This window comes from Halodesulfovibrio spirochaetisodalis, assembly GCF_001672295.1.
In the GTDB taxonomy this organism is placed as follows: domain Bacteria; phylum Desulfobacterota; class Desulfovibrionia; order Desulfovibrionales; family Desulfovibrionaceae; genus Halodesulfovibrio; species Halodesulfovibrio spirochaetisodalis.
In genome coordinates this window covers 1-21,373 of the sequence record NZ_JXMS01000021.1, presented here as the reverse complement: position 1 = coordinate 21,373, position 21,373 = coordinate 1, and the positions used below count along the sequence as shown (strand labels likewise).

At 46.5% G+C, this 21,373-nt stretch carries 15 protein-coding genes and 3 tRNA genes; 11 read left to right on the top strand and 7 right to left on the bottom strand.

Annotation, left to right across the window (positions count from 1 at the left end):
- Window positions 1-16: 16 nt before the first annotated feature.
- Both SP90_RS11650 and SP90_RS11645 read left to right on the top strand, forming a co-directional pair.
- Complete coding sequence (locus tag SP90_RS11650; RefSeq protein WP_066856411.1) at window positions 17-976, top strand: pseudouridine synthase family protein; 960 nt, start codon at window positions 17-19, stop codon at window positions 974-976.
- Between the two features lie 273 nt (window positions 977-1,249).
- Window positions 1,250-1,702: a flavodoxin gene (locus SP90_RS11645; RefSeq protein WP_066856307.1), complete on the top strand. Its 453-nt coding sequence runs from the start codon at window positions 1,250-1,252 to the stop codon at window positions 1,700-1,702.
- A gap of 559 nt (window positions 1,703-2,261) precedes the next feature.
- Here SP90_RS11645 and SP90_RS11640 read toward each other — a convergent pair.
- From SP90_RS11640 to SP90_RS11630, 3 genes are all read right to left on the bottom strand, one after another.
- Complete coding sequence (locus tag SP90_RS11640; RefSeq protein WP_066856304.1) at window positions 2,262-2,771, bottom strand: DUF456 domain-containing protein; 510 nt, start codon at window positions 2,769-2,771, stop codon at window positions 2,262-2,264.
- Window positions 2,772-2,781: 10 nt separating this feature from the next.
- Window positions 2,782-4,074 carry a phenylacetate--CoA ligase family protein gene (locus SP90_RS11635; protein WP_066856301.1) on the bottom strand — a complete coding sequence of 431 codons (1,293 nt, stop codon included), beginning with the start codon at window positions 4,072-4,074 and terminating at the stop codon, window positions 2,782-2,784.
- 85 nt (window positions 4,075-4,159) lie between these two features.
- Window positions 4,160-5,185 carry a DUF1786 domain-containing protein gene (locus SP90_RS11630; protein ID WP_066856299.1) on the bottom strand — a complete coding sequence of 342 codons (1,026 nt, stop codon included), beginning with the start codon at window positions 5,183-5,185 and terminating at the stop codon, window positions 4,160-4,162.
- Window positions 5,186-5,567: 382 nt separating this feature from the next.
- On the opposite strand from SP90_RS11630, the gene SP90_RS11625 reads away from it, so the two are divergent.
- The 3 genes from SP90_RS11625 (at window position 5,568) to SP90_RS11610 (ending at window position 7,173) form a co-directional block, all read left to right on the top strand.
- Window positions 5,568-5,653, top strand: a tRNA-Leu gene (locus SP90_RS11625).
- Between the two features lie 478 nt (window positions 5,654-6,131).
- Window positions 6,132-6,395 (top strand): RNA recognition motif domain-containing protein, encoded by a 264-nt coding sequence (locus SP90_RS11615; RefSeq protein ID WP_066856293.1) that lies wholly within the window; start codon window positions 6,132-6,134, stop codon window positions 6,393-6,395.
- Between the two features lie 424 nt (window positions 6,396-6,819).
- The gene (locus SP90_RS11610; RefSeq protein WP_066856408.1) at window positions 6,820-7,173 is read left to right on the top strand and encodes a RidA family protein; all 354 of its coding nucleotides are present in this window, start codon (window positions 6,820-6,822) and stop codon (window positions 7,171-7,173) included.
- Between the two features lie 135 nt (window positions 7,174-7,308).
- Here SP90_RS11610 and SP90_RS11605 read toward each other — a convergent pair whose 3' ends face one another.
- Window positions 7,309-8,166, bottom strand: a complete 858-nt coding sequence (locus tag SP90_RS11605) for a hypothetical protein (RefSeq protein WP_157471273.1) — start codon at window positions 8,164-8,166, stop codon at window positions 7,309-7,311.
- Window positions 8,167-8,466: 300 nt separating this feature from the next.
- Here SP90_RS11605 and SP90_RS11600 point away from each other — a divergent pair.
- Window positions 8,467-8,552 (top strand) — tRNA-Leu (locus SP90_RS11600).
- Between the two features lie 443 nt (window positions 8,553-8,995).
- Window positions 8,996-11,125 carry a SulP family inorganic anion transporter gene (locus tag SP90_RS11595; RefSeq protein WP_066856286.1) on the top strand — a complete coding sequence of 710 codons (2,130 nt, stop codon included), beginning with the start codon at window positions 8,996-8,998 and terminating at the stop codon, window positions 11,123-11,125.
- Window positions 11,126-11,278: 153 nt separating this feature from the next.
- Here SP90_RS11595 and SP90_RS11590 read toward each other — a convergent pair whose 3' ends face one another.
- The gene (locus SP90_RS11590; protein WP_157471271.1) at window positions 11,279-11,524 is read right to left on the bottom strand and encodes a hypothetical protein; all 246 of its coding nucleotides are present in this window, start codon (window positions 11,522-11,524) and stop codon (window positions 11,279-11,281) included.
- On the opposite strand from SP90_RS11590, the gene SP90_RS11585 reads away from it, so the two are divergent.
- The gene (locus tag SP90_RS11585; protein WP_066856280.1) at window positions 11,505-13,109 is read left to right on the top strand and encodes a SulP family inorganic anion transporter; all 1,605 of its coding nucleotides are present in this window, start codon (window positions 11,505-11,507) and stop codon (window positions 13,107-13,109) included. The genes SP90_RS11590 and SP90_RS11585 overlap by 20 nt on opposite strands.
- 257 nt (window positions 13,110-13,366) lie before the next feature.
- Entirely contained in the window at window positions 13,367-15,322 is a 1,956-nt protein-coding gene (locus SP90_RS11580) for an LTA synthase family protein (protein WP_066856277.1), read from the top strand.
- Window positions 15,323-15,477: 155 nt separating this feature from the next.
- On the opposite strand, the gene SP90_RS11575 is transcribed toward SP90_RS11580, so the two are convergent.
- Window positions 15,478-17,067 carry a glycerol-3-phosphate dehydrogenase/oxidase gene (locus SP90_RS11575; protein WP_231895560.1) on the bottom strand — a complete coding sequence of 530 codons (1,590 nt, stop codon included), beginning with the start codon at window positions 17,065-17,067 and terminating at the stop codon, window positions 15,478-15,480.
- A gap of 434 nt (window positions 17,068-17,501) precedes the next feature.
- Complete coding sequence (locus tag SP90_RS11570; RefSeq protein WP_066856273.1) at window positions 17,502-18,002, bottom strand: hypothetical protein; 501 nt, start codon at window positions 18,000-18,002, stop codon at window positions 17,502-17,504.
- Between the two features lie 248 nt (window positions 18,003-18,250).
- On the opposite strand from SP90_RS11570, the gene SP90_RS11565 reads away from it, so the two are divergent.
- Window positions 18,251-18,336: transfer RNA gene (locus SP90_RS11565), tRNA-Leu, on the top strand.
- Between the two features lie 170 nt (window positions 18,337-18,506).
- Window positions 18,507-20,915, top strand: coding sequence for a methyl-accepting chemotaxis protein (locus SP90_RS11560; protein WP_066856270.1), 2,409 nt, complete (start codon window positions 18,507-18,509; stop codon window positions 20,913-20,915).
- Window positions 20,916-21,373: the final 458 nt, after the last annotated feature.

The window sequence follows — 21,373 nt, the reverse complement described above, 5'->3', positions numbered from 1 at the left end:
TATCCAATGGCTTCACATGGTATCCAATCTTTCTACAGCAACTGTCCCTCCAGAACTGGACGGTAGTCGACTCGACGGCGCTCTATCCCTGTTTCTTCCTGAAGCGGGCATGCGCATCCGCAAACGCCTTTTTGAAACCCACACTATCCTTGTAAACGGAGTGCCTCGATCAAAAGGGCACACGGTCTCCACCGGAGACCAAATTTTGCTCGTAGAAAAAACAGAGTCTGAGCAGCCTTCCGACAACACTCAAGACTCCGCTACACTCAATACAGAGCTGACAAAAAAGCTTTATATAGTGCATGAAGATGCTCACTTTGCTGCTATTTACAAACCCGGCGGACTCCACACTGCAGCGATAGCCGGTAAAAACACTCCAAGCCTTGAAGCTGAACTGCGCTCGTTGTTTGCTAAAGACATTGCCGCAGATGAAGTGCTTCCAGTTCTGCTGAACAGACTCGACTGCCTCACCTCCGGTATGGTTATGGCAGCCAAATCAAAAGCTGCCGCTGCGATGTTCAAGGAACTGGAAAATGCAGGAGCAGTGGAAAAGCTCTACCTGCTGCTGGTTCATGGTTCCGTAACCGCACCGCTTGTCGTGACAAACAAACTCGACACTGCCAAACGCAAAATTACCAAAATACTACCGGAACCTGACTCCGACCCGCTCCGCCACACAACGTTTTTACCGCTACTGGAAACCACGTTACCGAACGATCCGTCCGGTTCGGCAACACTCCTTATGGCAGCAATCAGTAAAGGTGCCAGACATCAGATTCGTGCCCACATTGCTTCTCAAGGATTTCCTATTGTCGGTGACCCGCTCTACGGTTCAGCAGAAGAAGACGTTGCTTCCCCTCACGAACAAACAATGTACCTCCATCACTATCAAATTGAACTTGGTTCCTTTTCTGCCATGTGCCCGCCGGAGTGGAGCATGTGGGAGCATTGGAAAGGCTCAATTCCCGCTAAATAATCAACAACTTACAAAACAATATACTTTTTTTGCATTTTTTAATTGAAAAAGAATTTCAATTTCAATATAAAGAATTCAACCCGAACATAGTTGGCTGAATAAAAACATGAATATGAAATCACACATCAGTATTACTCCTTCGCAGTCTGCCGGACCGTCTCCCCAACGACGGTCCGGCATGTCCGTGCACAAAACGCACCGCCGCTATTCTGTCTACTGTAGACAGCTGCTGTATTACTAATACAGCAGCATAATCAAACAGGAGACAAAATTATGGCATCAGTATTCATTACCTACGGTTCTACTACAGGCAATACCGCATATGTTGCAGAAAGCGTTCAGCGCACTCTGGAACAGAACGGCCATGAAGTTACTATTGAAGATGTTTCCGACATTAATGTTGCCGACCTCGCAAAAGAATACGACCTCTGCTGCCTTGGTTGTTCCACTTGGGGTGAGGATGAAATCGAACTGCAGGATGATTTCATTCCAGTATATGAAGAAATTGAAAATGTAGATCTTACCGGCAAGCAAATCGTATGCTTTGGCTGCGGTGACAGCAGCTACGAATATTACTGCGGTGCAGTAGATGCCATTGAGGAAGCATGTAAAAATGCAGGTGCTACCGTGTTTGCTGACTCGCTTAAAATTGACGGCGATCCTAAAGCTGAACAGGCTGACATTGATGCCTGGGCAAATGACCTTGTCGCTAAACTGAACGCATAGCACGTAAAGGGGTTGCCCATGAAAAAATCGTTAAGCATCAGCTCTTGTCATCATGCTGAAGCAATCCGCAAATTCTTCAAAAAAACGCGGATTCTTAAATCTACCCGTCCCGCCCCTTACACGGACAAAAATCTACAGCATACTGATAGCGAAAGGCACCCGTAACAAAGGGGAACAGGTAGTGCAGTACCTGTTCCCCCTATTTTGAAACCCTGAGAGGTTGATATGAGTAAACGAAATATTATTGAAACTATCGTCTTTGCTTCTCTGGTTGTCACACTTCAAATTGTTGCTGCCAACCTTATGCTCTAGGCGCACATCATTAAATTTCCCGTGCTGTGCTCTTTTTTACCCCGGTCGGGATCTTTCAAGGTGCATAATACTCGGTCTCTTCACTGGTACGCACCTGTTCTTCGACCACTGGAGCACAGCACTATAAGCCCCCTTTCCCGCCGGGGGCTTTTTCTTTTCTTCTACATCTTCATCTCTCAATTCTGATAAACAGCACATAAAAAAAGGCCGCAGATTTCTCCACAGCCTCTTGGTTACTTAATTACTGTTAGTTCCATATATGCGATGCGCCGTACACAACGACAAAAACACCGATACCGAACTTGATACTCATGCCTAGGAATTTGCCGTAAAAGGCTCCTTTTGCGGCAGTCATTGATTCGCTCATATTACGGCCATGCGCTATCTCAAAAATGAGGCAGCCAGCGTACGCCCCGCCAAGAGCACCGACCAGTGCTCCCAATCCAAGAAAGAATGGTGCACCAATTATGGCACCGCAAATGGCACCGATGATCCCGCCAAGGTTTCCTTTTTTAGAGCCACCGTATTTTTTTGCCCCCATCAACTGGGAACCAAATTCCAGCGCTTCACCAAGCAACACAAGACCACCTGTAATCACAAAAAACATTGTATTCATATCCGCTGATTGTGCCGGATACATGAACTTCCATAATACCAGCATGCCCATAATTAAAAAGTTAGCAGGCATGCTCAAAAAATGAAGGCCGAGAAAAGCGACCATAAGTGCTGTAAAAACAACTGCGAGAACTGTTTCCACTCAATATTCCTTATTCTCGTTTGTCTACCACTCGCTGCGCCTTGCCGTCTGATTTCGGCAGGCTGTTATGCTGAACAATCTCAACACGCGGCGTGATAAGAATTTCACTACACAGCCGTGAGGCTATTTTGCGCTGCAGTCCCTGAAGGACGCGCATATCTTCTACAAAGTGTTCGTCCTTAATTTCCACTTTTACACGCAGCTGGTCTATAAAATTCTCACGCTCAAGTTCAATTACATAGTTTTCGCCAACCTCATTAAACTCCATAAGCACGCGCTCAATCTGCATAGGGTAAATGTTAACACCCTTAATAATAAGCATATCGTCAGCACGCCCTAAAATACGGTCAATGCGTCTATGTAATCTGCCGCATGGGCATTCTTCTGTAATAAAACGAGTGAGGTCTCTGGTACGGTATCGGATAATCGGCATACCGGTACGGCACAAAGTGGTCATAATAAGTTCGCCCACCTCACCGTCTGCTACCGGCTCCAGAGTTGCAGGATCAACAATTTCCGGAAGGAATGCATCTTCCCAGATATGCATGCCGTACTGTTCTGTACATTCAAACGCAACACCAGGGCCGTTCATTTCGGATAATCCGTACGAGTTGTACGCCTTCGCTCCAAGCAACTCCTCAATACGCTGGCGAGCCTCTTCTGTATGCGGCTCAGCACCGGTAATGACAATACCGAGAGGCAAATCGTCTGGAGACATTCCCATGTCGCGCAATGCAGCACCAATGTACAGGGCATATGAAGGAATAATATGCGCAGCATAGGTATTGAAGTCTTTCATCAACTTGAACTGGCGCTTTGTATTCCCAGGGCCTGACGGCATGGTCAAACAGCCCAGACGCTCTGCACCATAGTGCAGACCAAGCCCGCCTGTGAACAAGCCATAGCCTGTCATATTCTGGAACACATGCTCAGGGCGCACCCCCACCATGTGCAGGCAGCGCGCAACAAGATCTGACCAGTTATCAAGGTCACTCTGAGTATAGTGAATAACGGTAGGAGAACCAGTGGTACCGCTGGATGCATGCATACGCACGATATCTTTACGCGGTACTGTATTCATTTTATCCGGATACTGGGCGCGGAGATCGTCTTTTGTTGTCACAGGCAGTTTGCGCACATCATCCACAGACTGAATAGAGTCAGGAGTAATGCCCAACTCATCAAATTGTTTCCGATACAACGGAGCCTTACCAGCCTGTGCTATGGTTGTACGCAAACGGGCAACCTGTGCCTGTTCAATTTCTTCCCGAGACCAACCTTCTGCCGGATCAAAGTATGCCATTCTACAACCCCTTATTCTCAAAATGAGTTGGGATTATACGTAGCTGACAGGCGATGTCAATTTCGGCATTGTCGAAAAAATAATTTTATTCAAGATTCTCCAGTGCCTTTAGCAACCCGAAACAACCGGCGAGCATCATATCCCCCCCCGGAGCAATCATAACTCCGCTACCTTCAAGGATAGAACGTTTCGGGCCAAGCAGATAGGTCGGGAAAAAGCCTTCGCCCTCATCCGGCACATCAATATACATACATCCATGCCCTCCGGCATCGCGCACCATATCATCTGTCAGCCAGCCGCGACGAAACTCTTTTAAGTCATGCTGGAGCTGTTCCTGTGTCAACATCCCGGTATGGTGTTCGTACACACCATAAATTTTTTCCTGATATACGAGAAACGCTGAAATGTGGCTGTTACCGACATTCACAACAGTAATACCGGTACGCCAGCAACGCTGTGTTACCTCAGGTACAAACAATGCACCCAGCACGGCTGCTGCAGCGCTATCTGCAACACACCCACCGCCTGTCGCTTTCTGAACCGTCGCTAATCTGGTCAGACTTTCAGCAGGCTTCTTGTACAATAATGAATAGGGATTGCCCTGATGACGGGTTAACAATTCCTGCCACATGCGGAACCGACCTATACGATTGCTCTCCTCTTCATGCACGCCGTGATCCTGCGCTGCCACAACAACCTCATCAGGGTAAGGTAAACCAGCCATGCCAAGATACGCATTCCACCAGCCTGCATTGTAATCACACAATTCAACAGGAACATATCCGGACGGGCATGTATCACAAAGAGTAATGCCAAGAGAAGCCACCCGCTTCGGATCGTCATTCAGTGCGTATGCAGCTTCAGGATGAATCGCCACATGCAGACCAGCTTCAAGATGCTTTTTCATTGCACCAAAAAAACCGCCGCCCATATTGGTTCCATACATATAGATATCGCGTCCGGCTTCCGTCAGTTCCGAAATACGCTTTGCAATCATCTTTGCAGGAGAAGGCAGAACAAACTTGCTGCAATTTTCCAGTTCCATGTCGTCACGGTAATACAAAACATCCTGCGTACCGCTGCCAATATCAAGAAAGAGGGTCGATTTCATATAAATGCTCCAGTGGGAGTTGTGTATCTTGGATATACTGCCCTGCATCAGCAACAATCTATGCCAATAGGCTGACAGATTCATATGCATGAGTAATTTCAAGCACGATAAAAAGCCAGACTTACTTGCAGGCCGTCAAATCACAATTCAGCAGATAATTACCATCAAAAATTTTATTCCAGTAAAAACATTCTACATATAATAGAATCAACCAGATAGACCAACATCATGATTCTCAAACAATATGTTTGCTCAGAAAAATTACAAAAAACTCAAAAAAACACTTGCAAAGCAACGCCGTTCCACATAAACACATTTCCGCGTTGAGGAACAACAGCTCAACGCAGCCTCAGAGTGACGCACTAGCGAAGCTCATATAAGTGCCCAGGTGGTGGAATTGGTAGACACGCTATCTTGAGGGGGTAGTGGGCCACGCCCGTGGGAGTTCGAGTCTCCCCCTGGGCACCATGCACTTATAAAAGATCATACGAAAGTATGATCTTTTTTTTTGGCCCTGACGCAATCTTGATGCACATTCCGAGCGCAACAATTATCTCTTTTCTTCAATCGTTTTCCCAAACAACGATGCCCCGTAACCAGCGAAATTCAACCCTCTGCACAGATCGCCTGCATATTTCATCACTTTTCATTTCATGTAACCGGATACAAAATCATTTCAAATTCGCTGCGGCAAATTCCTCCACATTTCTTTTCCACATCAAAACCAGCACGTTATTCATACAACCATATACAAACGTATTAGATTTTTTTTTGCGAAATAAAAGCACAAAAAATACAGGAAACGATTGACCAATGTCATGAACACAGATACGGTCAATAATCGTATTTACATCGTGCTTCAGTTTCCCTTGGGTTTGTAGCACACACGCCCCGAACAAAGCTTGCTTTGTGGCGGGGGACAATCCTTTCTTTGGAGTTTTTTGTTTTGAATAAGAATATTTATGTTGGCAACCTTTCCTGGGGCTGTACTGACCAAGACCTTCGCAACCTTTTTGCTGATTTCGGCGAAGTTGCATCTGCTCGTGTAATCGAAGACCGTGAAACTGGTCGTTCCCGTGGTTTTGGCTTCGTGGAAATGGATGCTGACGGTGCAACTCAGGCTATTGAAGCACTCAACGGCACTAGCTTCCAGGGTCGTGACCTTCGTGTAAACGAAGCACAGCCTCGTGAGCGTCGCCCTCGCTACTAAGCGAACTTAGCTTCGGCATCAAAAGCCCGCCTTATGGCGGGCTTTTTTTATGACTGCCATACGCTTGCTTCCTTACCTGTATCCACGTTTACTTCTTCCAGTAAGCCAGCAATCTTTGAAACTACAATAAAACAGTTGTTGACATCTTCCGCGTCATGAAGGAATCAAGCAACGTCTACCGACTGCAACTGAATGTTGCATAAGGGAAGACAACTTCAGGCATCAGTACATACTGTCAAGATTTCCGGCCTTTTCCACGCTTGCAGAAAAAAACATCTCTGCTTGGGCCGATCGTGGGCAAACAGCCGCCTGAAGCACTGTTGAAACAACAGCCTTCTCTCTTTCTCAATTCAAGAGGGGTCATGAGCTGCTATTTTCTGAACATATGCTATGCGCTGGCAGCAGCGTAGAAAAAGGACAGAACATGAGCGATATCAAACGCATGGAAATCGGCACCCGCATGAGTAAAATCGTTATCAACAACGGTGTAGTATACCTTGCTGGTCAGGTAGCAGAAGATGCAACCAAAGACATCAAAGAGCAGACACGCACTATGCTCGCAAAAGTTGAAGCACTGCTCGCAGAAGCAGGCAGTGACAAAGAGCACATGCTTTCTGCAACCTTATACATCCGTGATATGAAAGATTTTGCACAGATGAACGAAGTATGGGATGCATGGGTACCTGAAGGCCACGCACCTGCTCGTGCCTGTGTTGAAGCGCGGCTTGCACGCCCGGAACTTCTCATCGAAGTCTCCGTTGTAGCTGCGCAGAAATAATACCGCAAACGGCATCTGACTCCTTCTGGATTCAGATGCCGTTTCTCTTTTATTGCCTCATAGCATCTTCACACGTTTTGCTGACGCAAGCCACGACTCCCGACAAGCAACGCTCTCAATCAACACTTCCCCCTGCTACGCGCTATACTCTCCACTGATCAATTTCCTCGAATCGACAATATCTTCAATTCGCAACAAAGCAGCTGCAATAAAAAAGCAGATTGCCCCCAAGGTCAGATAAAAGCTGGATACTGTCGGAGCAAATTCAGCACCAGTCTGAGGGAGATAAAACGATACAATACTGGAAATTTGAAATGCAATGGAACCTACAATATTACTCCACACAATCCACCATTCAGGAGATTGGCCAGCAGTAATAGACGGGTCACGGCATATCTCCAACCACGCAAACAGGCATGAGACCAAAAAGCAAATACTCCCCAGCATACCTGAACCCCATATCAGCATATTCTGCTGCAAAATCGTAAGCGGAAAAAAAGCAGAGCCACAGTTAACATTAAACATTAACGTTCCTGCAAACTGCACAAGCGATGAAAGATACCCTAAATTTTTTGGTCGCCATGCAAACCGTATCCAGTAACATTGCTCAGTACGGAATAACTCTGGGTTGGTAATGTCTTTATTTATTGATTCTACCAGCTGCAAGTATCCGGCAGAGGTGAAAAAGACCGAACCACAAAAAAAGACCATATTACTATACGCAGCCAGTGCTTCGGGAAAAAATCCCGGGAGTGCAAACAAAAAAGAGCCGATCATAAATGCTACTGCTACCCAGTAATTAATCCGCTTTGTGCAGACAACATACTTTGCCTGTGCATCAGCACCCAGCATCATTGGACGAATCCACCGTGCCCCCTTACGCACAGATCGAGCTGAATACCTATTAGTTCCATCCTTATGATGCAAATGCACATGCGTTACAAAAGGCCCTACCGTTTCATATGCCAACGTGTGTTCACCGAGTTTGTTCATTATATTCCTATACTACGCCTTCTACGCCCAAGCCTGACTTATTCAAGTACTCTGCCAAAAGCATCACAAGGATGCGCCTCTAAAACTTGAGCAACCATACACAAATATTACATAAAATATAATGGCTATCTTCCATTGAACAAAATCAGCTGCCCTTTTAATTGTGCTCAAGCACTTTTTCTCATTTTTTCTAAAAAAAGACTTGCCAAACACGTGTAATACACATAAATACTTCTTCCGCGTTGAGGGAAAAAACTCACCGCATCCTCAGAGCAACGCATTAGCGAAGCTCATATAAGTGCCCAGGTGGTGGAATTGGTAGACACGCTATCTTGAGGGGGTAGTGGGCCACGCCCGTGGGAGTTCGAGTCTCCCCCTGGGCACCATGCACTTACAAAAGATCATACGAAAGTATGATCTTTTTTTTTGCCCTGCTGCAACCTTCTAGATCAGCTCTCCCTTCTACGATATTTCATCCAACCTACTGAGTTCTCAATCAATACTCACGAATGTTATTTTATTCACAAATACATGTGCACCCACCCTTCCTCCTTCAAGCACAACTCTATGTATTTACAGAAAAAATCACAAAAAATCTTTGAACAGCAAGTCAATACCCACAAACTTAATGCTTTTCATCTTGTTTTTATGGTGCTATCCCAGATCTACGCGCTTGAGTAATTATTCACAATCGGTCGTGTCGTACATAGTTTATGCTCGACCCTTGATTGCCTGTTGTGCCATTTGCTAACTGACGATTGCGACCCGTTGCGCGTTCCCCAGTCGTCACTTACCAAGTGTTGCAAGCCGGTAAAGGAAAGTTTTTGGAATGCTAGCCAATATTTTCCCTTTTCTCCGTTGGATTAAGGAATACGACAGTTCATCTCTACGTTCAGACACCATTGCAGGGATGACTGTAGCTCTGGTTCTTATCCCCCAGTCGATGGCCTATGCACAACTTGCCGGCCTTCCTGCGTACTACGGACTGTATGCATCCTTTCTCACTCCGCTGATCGCAGCACTTTTCGGCTCCAGCCGCCAGCTGGCAACCGGCCCTGTTGCTGTTGTCTCACTCATGACCGCCGCTTCTCTTGAGCCGCTCGCCACAATGGGGAGCGAAGGCTACATCGTCTACGCAATTCTGCTGGCACTCATGGTCGGGGTATTTCAATTCCTGCTGGGCATACTCAGACTCGGGCTTGTGGTGAATTTTCTCTCCCACCCTGTCATCAACGGATTCACAAACGCGGCAGCAATCATCATTGCAACGTCACAGGTAGCCAAGCTTGCCGGAGTCTATGTAGATAAAGCTTCTCACCACTACGAAACACTTATTCGCGTGGCACAAAGCGCATTCGACTATACACATCTTCCTACGTTAGGGATGGGACTTCTTGCTTTTGCCATTATGATCGGATGTAAGCGCTATCTTCCTCGAATCCCCAGTGTGCTGGCAGCAGTCATACTGACCACGTGCCTTTCGTGGGCTACCGGATTCAATCATGATGCAACCGTTTCTGCAGAATCTATTGTCTCTCCCCAAGCCCAGAACACTATCGCAGCCTTCAACAGCAGCCTTGCTGCGGCAGAGGGACTTGCTTCAGAACGTACGCTGATAAATAAAAAACTCACAGAGGCCAAAGCCCTCGGTGAGCCGCTTCATGCTCTGAACATCCAACATGAACTCAACACACTGGCACTTAAACTTGATACCGTAAAACAACAGACGCATGTGCTTCGTAAAGAGCTCCGCACAATGTTGTTCAACGGTGTTGAACTCTCTGACGGAACCCTCGCGTTTTACCTTCAGCAGAACGTGCCACCGAATATACAAACCGACGGCAGGACCTGGCGGATTCGTGTTTCTAACACCCCCCTCAGAGACTCCGCCATCACGATGATGGGCGGAGGGGCTGTTGTCGGTTCAATACCATCAGGACTTCCGGCACTTGCTGTACCTGCTGTTGATATGACAGTTGTGCTGCATCTGGTGCCGTTTGCCATAATTATTTCCCTGCTTGGCTTTATGGAAGCAATCTCCATTGCCAAAGCCATGGCAGCTAAAACAGGGCAACGAATCAATCCCGATCAGGAACTTATCGGTCAGGGACTTGCCAACATGGCCGGTGCCTTTGGCAGTAGTTACCCTGTGTCCGGTTCGTTTTCCCGTTCCGCAGTCAATCTTCAAGCAGGTGCCGTAACCGGCATGTCCAGTGTGTTTACCTCCATTATGGTTGTTCTCACACTGCAGTTCTGTACGCCACTGCTCTATCATTTGCCGCAGGCAGTTTTAGCGGCAATCATTATGATGGCAGTATTCGGGCTGCTTAACGTCTCCAGCTTTGTGCATGCATGGAAAATAAAGTGGTACGACGGAGCTATCTCTGTCATTTCCTTCATTACAACGCTTGCCTATGCTCCACATCTGGATAAAGGCATTATGATAGGCGTTGCGCTGTCACTGGCTATGTTCCTGTACAAGAGCATGCGCCCGAATGTTTCTTTTCTCTCCCGCACGTTGAACAAGACACAACGGGATACCTCCATCACGGGGCTGGAACACTGTAAAAACACCTCCGTAATCCAGTTTGAAGGCCCACTCTTTTTCGCCAACGCAAGTTTCTTAGAGGATATCGTTACGGAAAAGATTACAGAGAATGAGTCGCTTAAGCACATCATCCTCTCGGCTGGCGGTATCAACGATGTTGATTGTTCAGGCGCGGAAGCATTGGAGCTTATTATTGAAAAAGTACACGCAAACAATATTACTTTTTCATTATGCGCAGCGAACAACACGGTTATCACTGTGCTGCAAAAAGCTCATCTATTAGAAAAGATCGGTACAGAACACATCTACGCCTCAGCTGAGGACGCTTTATACAATGAACATAGAGCAATACATTCTCCTGAAGATGAACCAGACAAGCATCTGCAGGAGGCGTACCTCCACGTCAGCTAGGCGTTTTCGTAAACAGGCTCAACTGGCTGAACTCACGCGCTTTTTACGTTCAGACAGTTGAGCCTGTTCACGCGATCAAAATTACCTACATAGTCCTTCAATATTATTGAGCGCCATTTGTTCGCAATCAATTGACTTCTTTTTAAAACTTCCCTACTTCACCATTCCCGCTACAATATTGAGCAAGCGCTCAAATTCAACGCGGTTCTTTTTTTGCTCAAAAATCAAACGTCCATCACATGCAGACAAGATGTCAGGTCTTGTCTTTTTTATTGTGCATTGGACATCCTGCTCAATCTGCGGCCTGCCATACAGCCACATGGCTCTATGCGTATGCACAATATACATTCGGGACGCCTCTCCCATAAGGAAGTTTTTAATGGAATCGAACCATACCATGGTACCAAGCTCTCAAGGGAGCATTCAGGCAGACATTTTCTCCGGTCTCACCGTTGCATTAGCACTTGTTCCTGAAGCCGTCGCATTTTCATTTGTGGCAGGAGTATCACCGATTGTCGGCCTGTACGGAGCATTCATGATGTGTCTGATAACATCCATTCTAGGTGGCAGACCGGGTATGATCTCCGGTGCGACAGGCGCTATGGCAGTCGTAATGGTTCACCTTGTGGCAGAAGGAAATGCATTGGGCGCACCGGGAGCAAACGCAGGGTTACAATACCTTTTCGTTACCTTGCTGCTCGTAGGCGTTCTTCAAGGACTTGCTGGAGCCTTCAGACTGGGTAAGCTTATCCGCATGGTGCCGCGCTCCGTTATGATGGGCTTTGTAAACGGCCTTGCGATTGTTATTTTCTTATCCCAGCTTAAAATGTTCAAAGTAGGCGGCTCACTACTTCAAGGCGATGCCATGCTTATCATGTGCGGTCTTGTGGCGCTGACCATGGGCATTCTGCTTATTGTTCCACGCATCTGCAGCAAAGCCCCGGGCGCACTCATCGCCATTATTGCGGTATCACTGCTCGTTATCTGCACAGGAATAGACACACAGACAGTACTTTCCTTTATCCAGTCAAACGGGGGCAACGGAATCAAAGCCGGACTGCCGACCTTTGCTATTCCGCAAGTTCCCTTCACACTGGAAACTCTGCTTTTTATCGCCCCGTATGCGTGTATTCTTGCTGCAATCGGCCTTATTGAGTCGCTTATGACGCTCAACCTTATTGATGAACTCACAGACACTCACGGCCGTGGCAACAAAGAGTGCGTTGCACAAGGTGTGGCAAATATTGTGAACGGATTATTCGGGGGTATGGGCGGCTGTGCCATGATCGGTCAGAGCATCATCAATATCACTTCCGGCGGACGCGGACGCCTTTCCGGCATTACAGCTGCGCTTGCCCTGCTGTTCTTTATTCTCTGCACATCCCAATATATTGAGATGGTGCCTATCGCAGCCCTCGTAGGCGTTATGTTTATTGTAGTCATAAAAACATTTGCCTGGAGCACCTTTAAAATCATGAACAAAGTTCCCAAGTGGGATGTTGTTGTGATTCTTACGGTGACATTCCTCACTGTGAAATATGACCTTGCTATAGCTGTACTTTGCGGTGTTGTTATCTCTGCGCTTATTTTTGCGTGGGAAAATGCTCTGCGTATTCGTGCACGTAAGTTTGTGGATGAGCGCGGTTTCAAACACTACCAGATCTACGGCCCCCTCTTCTTCGGCTCCACCTCACTATTCATGAGCAAGTTCGATATCAAAAATGATCCTGACACTGTCGTCATCGACTTTGAAGAATCCCGAATTATGGACCAGTCAGCCATTGAAATTATTAATAAACTGGCAGACCGCTACCGCCGTTCCGGCAAAACAGTATACTTCTGGCACCTGAGTAAAGACTGTGTCCGGCTCATTGAAAAAGCAGAAGAAATTTGTGTTGTTAATGTACTTGAAGATCCAGACTACTTTGTTGCAATTGATAAATACCATGAGCATCAAAAATCCATTACAGCACCAAGTATATAACACTGCATAACCCACATGATAAAAATGAGCCGGTACTACAAAGGTACCGGCTCTTTCTTTTATACATTTAAAACTTCTCTGTTATCCATCCACATCCAGCATTTTCAATGCGTTTCCCCGTTCAATCAATCTCTAACAACATCATTACAATCCAGTTAACTTCCTCTTAACCCTTTACTTACTAATACAATCTCAATATAGGGGAATATTCTCTAAACATGCAACCGGTTACCAATAGTTTAACGAGGGAAAACTAGATGGACAAACTCGTCACGCCAGGCACACACAGATACCGTACTGTTCTGTTAGCCTTTACTGTAGCAATATCCCTGTGGACACTTGTCCGCCTTGGATTGCTCGTATTTTCATGGAATGATGCATCTCCGGACTTCATCCAGCTCCTTCAGATTTTTTCTGTAGGATTTATTTATGACCTTGTATTTTTTTCCTTTGCGACAATCCTCCCCTGCCTCTACATTACATTTGCTCCCAATATCATCTGGCGCTCTAAAGCGAATAAATTTTTTATCTTCAGCGCCTTCTTTATTACCATTTTCATTCTCATTTTCGGGGCAACTTCAGAAGTAATCTTCTGGGAAGAATTCAATGTCCGCTTCAACTTTATTTCAGTAGATTACCTTATCTACAGACGAGAAGTAGTTAACAATATTATTGAATCCTACCCTGTTTTCGTCATCATCCCGACTATTGCTGCTATCGCAGGCTTGCTCACATATCAATTCCGTTCCGTTATCAACGGAGCACTTGCAGCAAAAAACTCGCTTATCTCCAGCCTGCTTCCGTTTATCTGCATTCTCCTTGTTGCAACCACAGGTGGCTTATTCCTCACCAGCGACTTACGGGACTTTTCAGACAACACTTACCAGAAAGAACTTGCAGCAAACGGTCCGTACCAGTTTGTTTCTGCATTTAAAAATAATGAACTGGACTACTACCTGTTTTACCGTTCTCTGCCGGAAGACAGCGTAAATACAATCATCAGAACAGAGCTTGCTGACACAGCAGAAACATTTCTTTCTGACAACCAGCACAGTATCTTCAGAACTGTTCAGCGTACAGGTGAGGAGCACAAGTACAATGTAATCCTTGTGACCATTGAAAGCCTCACCCCCAAATACCTCGGTCGTTATGGAGCAAGAGCAGAAGTGACACCGAACCTGAATGCGCTTGAAAAAGAATCCCAGTTCTTTACAAACATGTTCGCAACAGGCACACGTACAACCCGTGGACTGGAAGCCCTTGCGTTATCTATTCCGCCTACTCCGGGACGTTCCATTGTAAAACGTTCCGGTAATGAGAAAGGCTATATCTCTCTTGGGCAGATTTTTAACTCCAAAGGGTACGACAGTTACTACATCTACGGTGGACGCGGCTACTTCGATAATATGAACGAATTCTTCTCTGGAAACGGCTACAAGATTATCGATCAGGCTTCTGTACCAAATGAAGATATCGGTTTTGAAAATGCATGGGGTATGGCTGACGAATACCTCTACAATCAGGCAATCAAAACTGCGGACGTGGCATATAAGTCAAAGAAACCTTTCTTTTTCCATGTCATGACCACATCAAACCATCGCCCATACACATACCCTGACAACCGTGTATCCATTCCATCCGGTGACGGCAGAACTGGTGCTGTTCAATACACAGACTGGGCTATTGGTGATTTCCTGAAACATGCCAAGACAAAGCCGTGGTTCGATAATACCATCTTTGTTTTTATTGCAGACCATCAGGCCAGCAGTGCTGGGCGTGTAAATCTGCCTGTACGCCGCTACAGAATCCCTATGTGGATTTATGCACCAAAAATCGTACAGCCAAAGCTTGTAGAAACCCTGTCCAGCCAGATCGACGTAGCGCCGACAATTCTCGGATTACTTAACTGGTCATACTCTTCTTTCTTCTATGGAAAAGATATTGCACAGATGAAACCGGAAGAAGGTCGTGCTCTGATCGGTAATTACCAGTACCTCGGTTTATTCGACGGAAAGCGACTGGCAGTGCTTGGTCCTAAAAAGTCCATCGAGATCCAGACAATCAAAAACGACACCACCACTAACACCGTTCGTGGTTCTACAGACGATGAACTCGTGCGAAAGGCAATCTCGTACTACCAGAATGCTGCATGGGTATATAAAAACAAGCTGAACAGCGACAAACTGCTGGAGAAGCAAGAAGCAGCCCAGTAGTTCAGTAGTTCAGTAGTTCAGTAGTTCAGTAGTTCAGTAAAAACTGATACAGGTGCACAATCGCCACCTTATTACGCATACGGTTCCGTGACCTAAAATAAAACTCCCCGCTTCCGGTAGGAAACGGGGAGTTTTTCAATCTAGGTATCTATCTGCTAAAGCTCGCAGCAATTGTCTGCAATATATTGTGATGCGACTTCTGTAAAATCAGTCAACTGTGTGTCTATCCAGTTTTTCGCAGCATCACCGGAAAGCCCAAGCTCCGCGGCCATAATGCGGGCAACTTCAGGAGCAGCTTCCACTGTTGCAGCAGCATCCAGCAATAGTGCGCGGGTGCGTAATGCAAGCACGCCATACAGGGTCTGCGCCATCTCTTTTTGCACTGCCCAGACAACCTCAGCCTTACGGTACGGAAGACGAGGATGAATCAACTCAGCAAGAAGCTCATCCTGTTCCATCAAGTCATACAGTTCGTAAACATCGCTTCCGTATACCCGTAATGGATCGTCCTTATCAAAGTCACGAGTCCAGCCATGCAACGGCATATTTGCTGTACGACTTGCCACTTTAGGAAGCCCTGCTGACTCCGCGCTGACATTCACAACATCTTCCGCCATTTTCCTGTATGTAGTCCATTTACCACCAGCAATGGTAACCATACCGGAGGGAGAGACGGTCAGATAATGATCACGTGATAATGCAGATGTACCTTCCGCACCTTTAGCCTTAATCAGCGGACGGATTCCGTTGAATACACTACGCACGTCTTTTCGCTGCGGCTTGCGGGCAAGGAAACGGCCCACATGCTCAAGGAGGAAATCCACTTCCTCATTGGTTGCCTTCGGCTCCATTTCCGGCCCTTCAACTTCTGTATCAGTCGTGCCGACAATAAGTTTGTCATGCCACGGCAAAATAAAGACTACACGACCGTCATCTGTTTTCGGAATAAGAATTCCAGCCTCTCCCGGGCAGAAAGACCTGTCGAGCATAATATGAATGCCCTGACTCGGCTGCAAAATTGGCTGGGCTGACGGGTCATCCATCTGACGGATAGAGTCAGTAAAGATACCCGTTGCATTGATTACAGAACGGGCGTGAATTGTATATTCCTTACCTGTCAGTGTATCCACAGCGACAACACCCAATACAGTACCATGCTCTTTAATGAGAGAGCGCACCTGCATGTGGTTTACAGGAGCCCCACCAAGATCGTGCATAGTTCTCGCAAGCGTCATAGCATATCTGGAATCATCAAACTGCCCGTCATGATAGCGTACTCCAGCCTTAACACCCACAGGATTTAATCCTGGTACATGGCGGTAAGCTCTGCTACGAACCATGGGATACGAGCGTCCGAAACTGAACGGTCCGGACAGAAGGTCGTACATAACCAGACCGATGCCGTAATAGAATGTTTCCCACCAGCTATAGGTAGGCACAATAAAAGACTGGTCATCCACAAGGTGTGGTGCATTACGGCGCATATGTCCCCGTTCATGCAGGGCATCATATACCAGCGAAAAGTTCATTTGCTGCAGATACCGCACTCCACCGTGCACTAACTTTGTGCTTCGGCTGGATGTGGCCTGACAAAAATCTGCTGCCTCCAGTACTAAAGTCGAATATCCTCTGGCGGCTGCGTCCACACCGGCACCTAGACCAGTGGCACCGCCTCCGATGATCAGTACATCCCAGATATCCTGACTTTCAATTCTTTGGATAGATTCAGAACGTTGCACACTCATCTCCTGCGTAGTTTTGTTCCAGCCTGAATGGGCAGCGGCAGGAACACCCCGTTACGTTGTATTGAAGCAGTATTTTGTTTCTAAAGCCTGCTGGAATACAAAGAAGTTACTTTCATACTACAGTTCCTGATGCGCGGCATACGTTATTTTCTAGCCAACCAGTTGATACATCAGGCATGCTGTACCGTCTTTATTAAAAAAATATTTCAACGACATCGAAGCATGTGAAGAATGGGCTTCTTGCACTTACTCAGCTGCCGTAGCTTCCAAGTAAGTATTTCTTGTCGCGTTGTAAAGATATTAGCTATCAATCCTAATAAATACACTTTCTTTTCCTCTGCTGATCAGCCTTTTCACCTTCTTCCTATATTCGCAGCCATAAAAAAGGCACCCTGCAGCGCAGGGTGCCTACCAACAGTTTAAGCAGTGTTGCTCTATTTAACTTTGCCACCGTTCATCATCATAGGCATGCTCATCGGTGTCATCTTGCCGTCTTTCATGGTCATCGGCATCATCATGCCATCTTTCATCATCACAGGCATCATCATGACCATGCCATTATTCATCATAACCGGCACCATCATGCATTCCATGTCCATGTCCTTCATCATCATCTTGTCGTCTTTCATATCTTTCATAGCAGGCATCATCATGCCGTCTTTCATCATCATAGGCATCATCATCATGCTGCATTTTGACCGCATCATCGGCATCTTCATATTTTTCTTTGCCATGCCGTCTTTCATCATCATAGGAACCATTGTTCCGTCTTTCATCATCATAGGCATAATGGAGCCATCCGGTGCCATCATCATCATAATCATACCGTTCTTCATCATAGGCTTATCCGCCATCATGTCCTGTTTCATAGCAAAAGCTGATGCTGCAAGACTCATGATTACGGCTGTGATTGCAAAAATGCGTACCAGTTTCATAACGATTTCTCCTACTTGGTGTGGTGATATTTCACTGGTGCTCTTTCCGGGGGGCGAAAAAACACGGTACATACTAACTCACCTACAGGTAGTTCGAGCCATGATATTTTCTTTGCAGGGAAACTTTCTGAAAAAAAATGCAAAAAAGGCTTGCCAAATACCCCCAATCCACATAAACACATTTCCGCGTTGAGGAACAACAGCTTAACGCAGCCTCAGAGCAACACATTAGCGAAGCTCATATAAGTGCCCAGGTGGTGGAATTGGTAGACACGCTATCTTGAGGGGGTAGTGGGCCACGCCCGTGGGAGTTCGAGTCTCCCCCTGGGCACCATGCACTTAAAAAAGATCATACGAAAGTATGATCTTTTTTTTTGCCCGAAATCCAAGGGCTCGTCTCAAATCTAATACGCACCTCACGTTCTTCACCCCGCCTTCACCTGTCTGTAACATTAGTGACCTATCACTCTCATCATCCTGATAACACTAACGAAAGGACTGGAAATGCGGCTACGCACAAAGTTGACCCTGTTTAGTATTTGCATCGGCCTACTCCCCCTGCTTGCTATGGGCACATACAGCGTGCACACCGCAGCAGTCAGTCTGAAAAACAATTCTTTTGCCCAGCTTCGTTCTACGCAGGAAGCGCAGAGGCAACATATAGAAACGCTCGTCACGACATGGAAGCATGAAGCTGTAATCTTTTCCAAAGTAAAAGAAGTCTACAATGCCATAGGCATGCTACGCGACGCGACCTACACAGCAGTTCAAGGCAAACCGCTGGAACTGGATGAAGAGTATGAAAATATCTACCAGTATGTCGCCCCTTCTTTTCTCCCCTTTGTTGAAGAACTGGGCTTTGAAGACGCTCTGCTCATGGATGATTACGGACGTATCATTTTTTCTGTAAAGCGCGGACAGGAACTGGGACGGGACTTCAAACACGGAACATACAACAACTCGGCTCTTTCTGCGGCATGGGAAAAAGCCATGAAAGGCGAAATAGCGTTTACAGATATTGCTCCGTTTGAACCGGACAGCAATACACCGGCTGCATTCATTGCAGCACCTGTATACAGCTATACACAAGAAATTTTGGGAGTTGCTGTACTCAGACTACCAGTGAGTGAGCTCTCTGCTCTTATCAACAATGCTGCCGGTACAGGCAAAAGTGACTCGTATCTGGTCGGTACCGACCACCTTATGCGCTCAGACCTCTCTCGAGCCCCGCTCACCCACAGCATAAAAAGCTCCTTTTCCTCGCCGTCTACCGGACAGGCTGCCCAACACGCAGTTGAACTTGCTCTTTCCGGTGAACAAGGCACTCTTATAGATGCAAGCTTTGATGGCAAAGAATACGCCACCGCGTATGCACCTGTTCAGTTCGGCGATCACACATGGGCGATCATAAGCGAACTTCCGACATCCATCGCCTTTTCCGCGGTTGAAGAGCTGCAGTACGCCACACTTATTCTCGGCGTAGCGAGCACCCTGCTCATCCTGCTCGCTACGTTCGGCATGATTCACTTCTCATTGGTAAAACCATTCCAGAAAATTCTGAACTTTGCCAAAAAAATCTCGGAAGGAAATCTTTCCGCCCAGCTTGATAATACGTTCAGTGGAGAAATTGCAGAACTTGCAGGAGGCATGCTGCACATGGTGAACCAGCTTAAAGAAAAGCTTGGGTTCTCTGAAAGCATACTCGCAGGCATGACGCACCCCTGCATTATCACAGACCACAAAAACCGCATCGCTTTTGTTAACAAACAGTTCATTGTCCTTGTGGGGCAAGGAAAAGAGCCTTCATTCTATGTAGGCAAACCTGCCGCCTCTCTCATTGCCAACCACGAAAAATCAACAAGGCATGTACTCCACAAGCAACAGGCAATTCTGAATAGAGAAGAAACATGGATCACTCCGGGTGATGAACACCGGAACGTGTTACTCGACTGCGCACCGCTCTATGACATGGACAAACAACTCATCGGTTCAATACTGCTTGCAAGCGACCTCACCGAAATTCGAACCAAAGAGCAGCGAATTCAGCAACAGAACAGCAAAATGCTGGAAGTGGCAGAACAGGCAGAAACCATTGCGTCAAACGTCTCTGCAGAGGCAATCACCCTGTCTGGACAGGTGGAACAGATAGGTGTTGGAGCACGCATACAGATCAGCAAACTCAAGGAAGCTACCAATATTGTAGACGATATGAATACGGTACTTGAACACTCCGCTTCATTTGCAGAGGACGCAGTCAAGAATGCGCAAACGGCCAGATCAAAGGCAGAAAACGGTGCCAATGTTATGGAACAGACAGCACTGGCCATGCAGCGGGTACAAAAGTTGTCCAATGAGTTGAAAGACAGCATGCATGAGTTCGGTGAACAGACTGCGGGTATCGGCAATCTTATCGGAGTCATCAGCGAAATCGCCGACCAGACAAACCTTCTTGCACTCAACGCCGCAATCGAAGCCGCCCGAGCTGGCGATTCTGGGCGCGGGTTTGCCGTAGTTGCAGACGAAGTTCGTAAACTGGCCGAACGCACAATGGATGCAACAACAACAGTGAACAAGAGCATCGATATTATCCGCTCACAAATTCAGGGGAATATATCAAGCACCAATGCAGCGGTAGAAGCTGTTGCAGAAAGCACGAGACTGGTTTCAGCTTCATCTGAGGCGCTGCAGGAAATCACATCGCTCTCAACCTCAATGGGTGAGCATATTGAGCGCATTGCGCAATACTCGCGAACTCATTCCGACCAGCAAACCACCATTCTCTCAAGTGTCACCGCCATAAATGAAGTAGCGACTGAAACAGGCACAGGCATGAGAGAATCGGAGGAAGTGGTGAAAGCACTTGCATCAAACTCCAGCGAACTGAGTAAACTCATTGGGACACTACGCGGTTGATACTCACAACGATCAGCTAATCCCGCTGAGCCAGCTCACCCTTTGCCAAGCGCCAAGCCACATACAAAAAGCCTGACCACGAACGCGGTCAGGCTTTTCTGCCGGTCACGGACCGGCCTCATACATTATCTAAATCTATTGGCGTCATTTTCGATCATGTCATTAATATGGCGAATAACATGTGAAAAATACTGCAGTGTGCCTTGCATTTCTTATCGAAAATATAGATTTCGTTTTACATGTGAAAAGTATCACATAACAGTTTAACTTAGCAACTCTTTTTACTCAATTTTCCATCTGCTATTTTACTAGCATGCACTAATCAGAAGAAACGCTACCGCCCTTTCCTCGGACAATCTCTGTTTTCTTTTGAAATCACTATATCAAAAACCCTAATCATCTAAATTAATTAAAACAAATATTATAAAGTCAAGATTGTGATTTTTATCACTATCTAA

What these genes read in the sequence shown, in the direction of transcription:
- SP90_RS11605 (WP_157471273.1), bottom strand. Translation starts at nt 8,166, where the DNA reads ATGAACAAACTCGGTGAACACACGTTGGCATATGAAACGGTAGGGCCT.
- SP90_RS11610 (WP_066856408.1), top strand. Translation starts at nt 6,820, where the DNA reads ATGAGCGATATCAAACGCATGGAAATCGGCACCCGCATGAGTAAAATC.
- SP90_RS11560 (WP_066856270.1), top strand. Translation starts at nt 18,507, where the DNA reads ATGCGGCTACGCACAAAGTTGACCCTGTTTAGTATTTGCATCGGCCTA.
- SP90_RS11595 (WP_066856286.1), top strand. Translation starts at nt 8,996, where the DNA reads ATGCTAGCCAATATTTTCCCTTTTCTCCGTTGGATTAAGGAATACGAC.
- SP90_RS11650 (WP_066856411.1), top strand. Translation starts at nt 17, where the DNA reads ATGGTATCCAATCTTTCTACAGCAACTGTCCCTCCAGAACTGGACGGT.
- SP90_RS11590 (WP_157471271.1), bottom strand. Translation starts at nt 11,524, where the DNA reads ATGGTATGGTTCGATTCCATTAAAAACTTCCTTATGGGAGAGGCGTCC.
- SP90_RS11575 (WP_231895560.1), bottom strand. Translation starts at nt 17,067, where the DNA reads ATGAGTGTGCAACGTTCTGAATCTATCCAAAGAATTGAAAGTCAGGAT.
- SP90_RS11570 (WP_066856273.1), bottom strand. Translation starts at nt 18,002, where the DNA reads ATGAAACTGGTACGCATTTTTGCAATCACAGCCGTAATCATGAGTCTT.
- SP90_RS11635 (WP_066856301.1), bottom strand. Translation starts at nt 4,074, where the DNA reads ATGGCATACTTTGATCCGGCAGAAGGTTGGTCTCGGGAAGAAATTGAA.
- SP90_RS11585 (WP_066856280.1), top strand. Translation starts at nt 11,505, where the DNA reads ATGGAATCGAACCATACCATGGTACCAAGCTCTCAAGGGAGCATTCAG.
- SP90_RS11645 (WP_066856307.1), top strand. Translation starts at nt 1,250, where the DNA reads ATGGCATCAGTATTCATTACCTACGGTTCTACTACAGGCAATACCGCA.
- SP90_RS11580 (WP_066856277.1), top strand. Translation starts at nt 13,367, where the DNA reads ATGGACAAACTCGTCACGCCAGGCACACACAGATACCGTACTGTTCTG.
- SP90_RS11630 (WP_066856299.1), bottom strand. Translation starts at nt 5,185, where the DNA reads ATGAAATCGACCCTCTTTCTTGATATTGGCAGCGGTACGCAGGATGTT.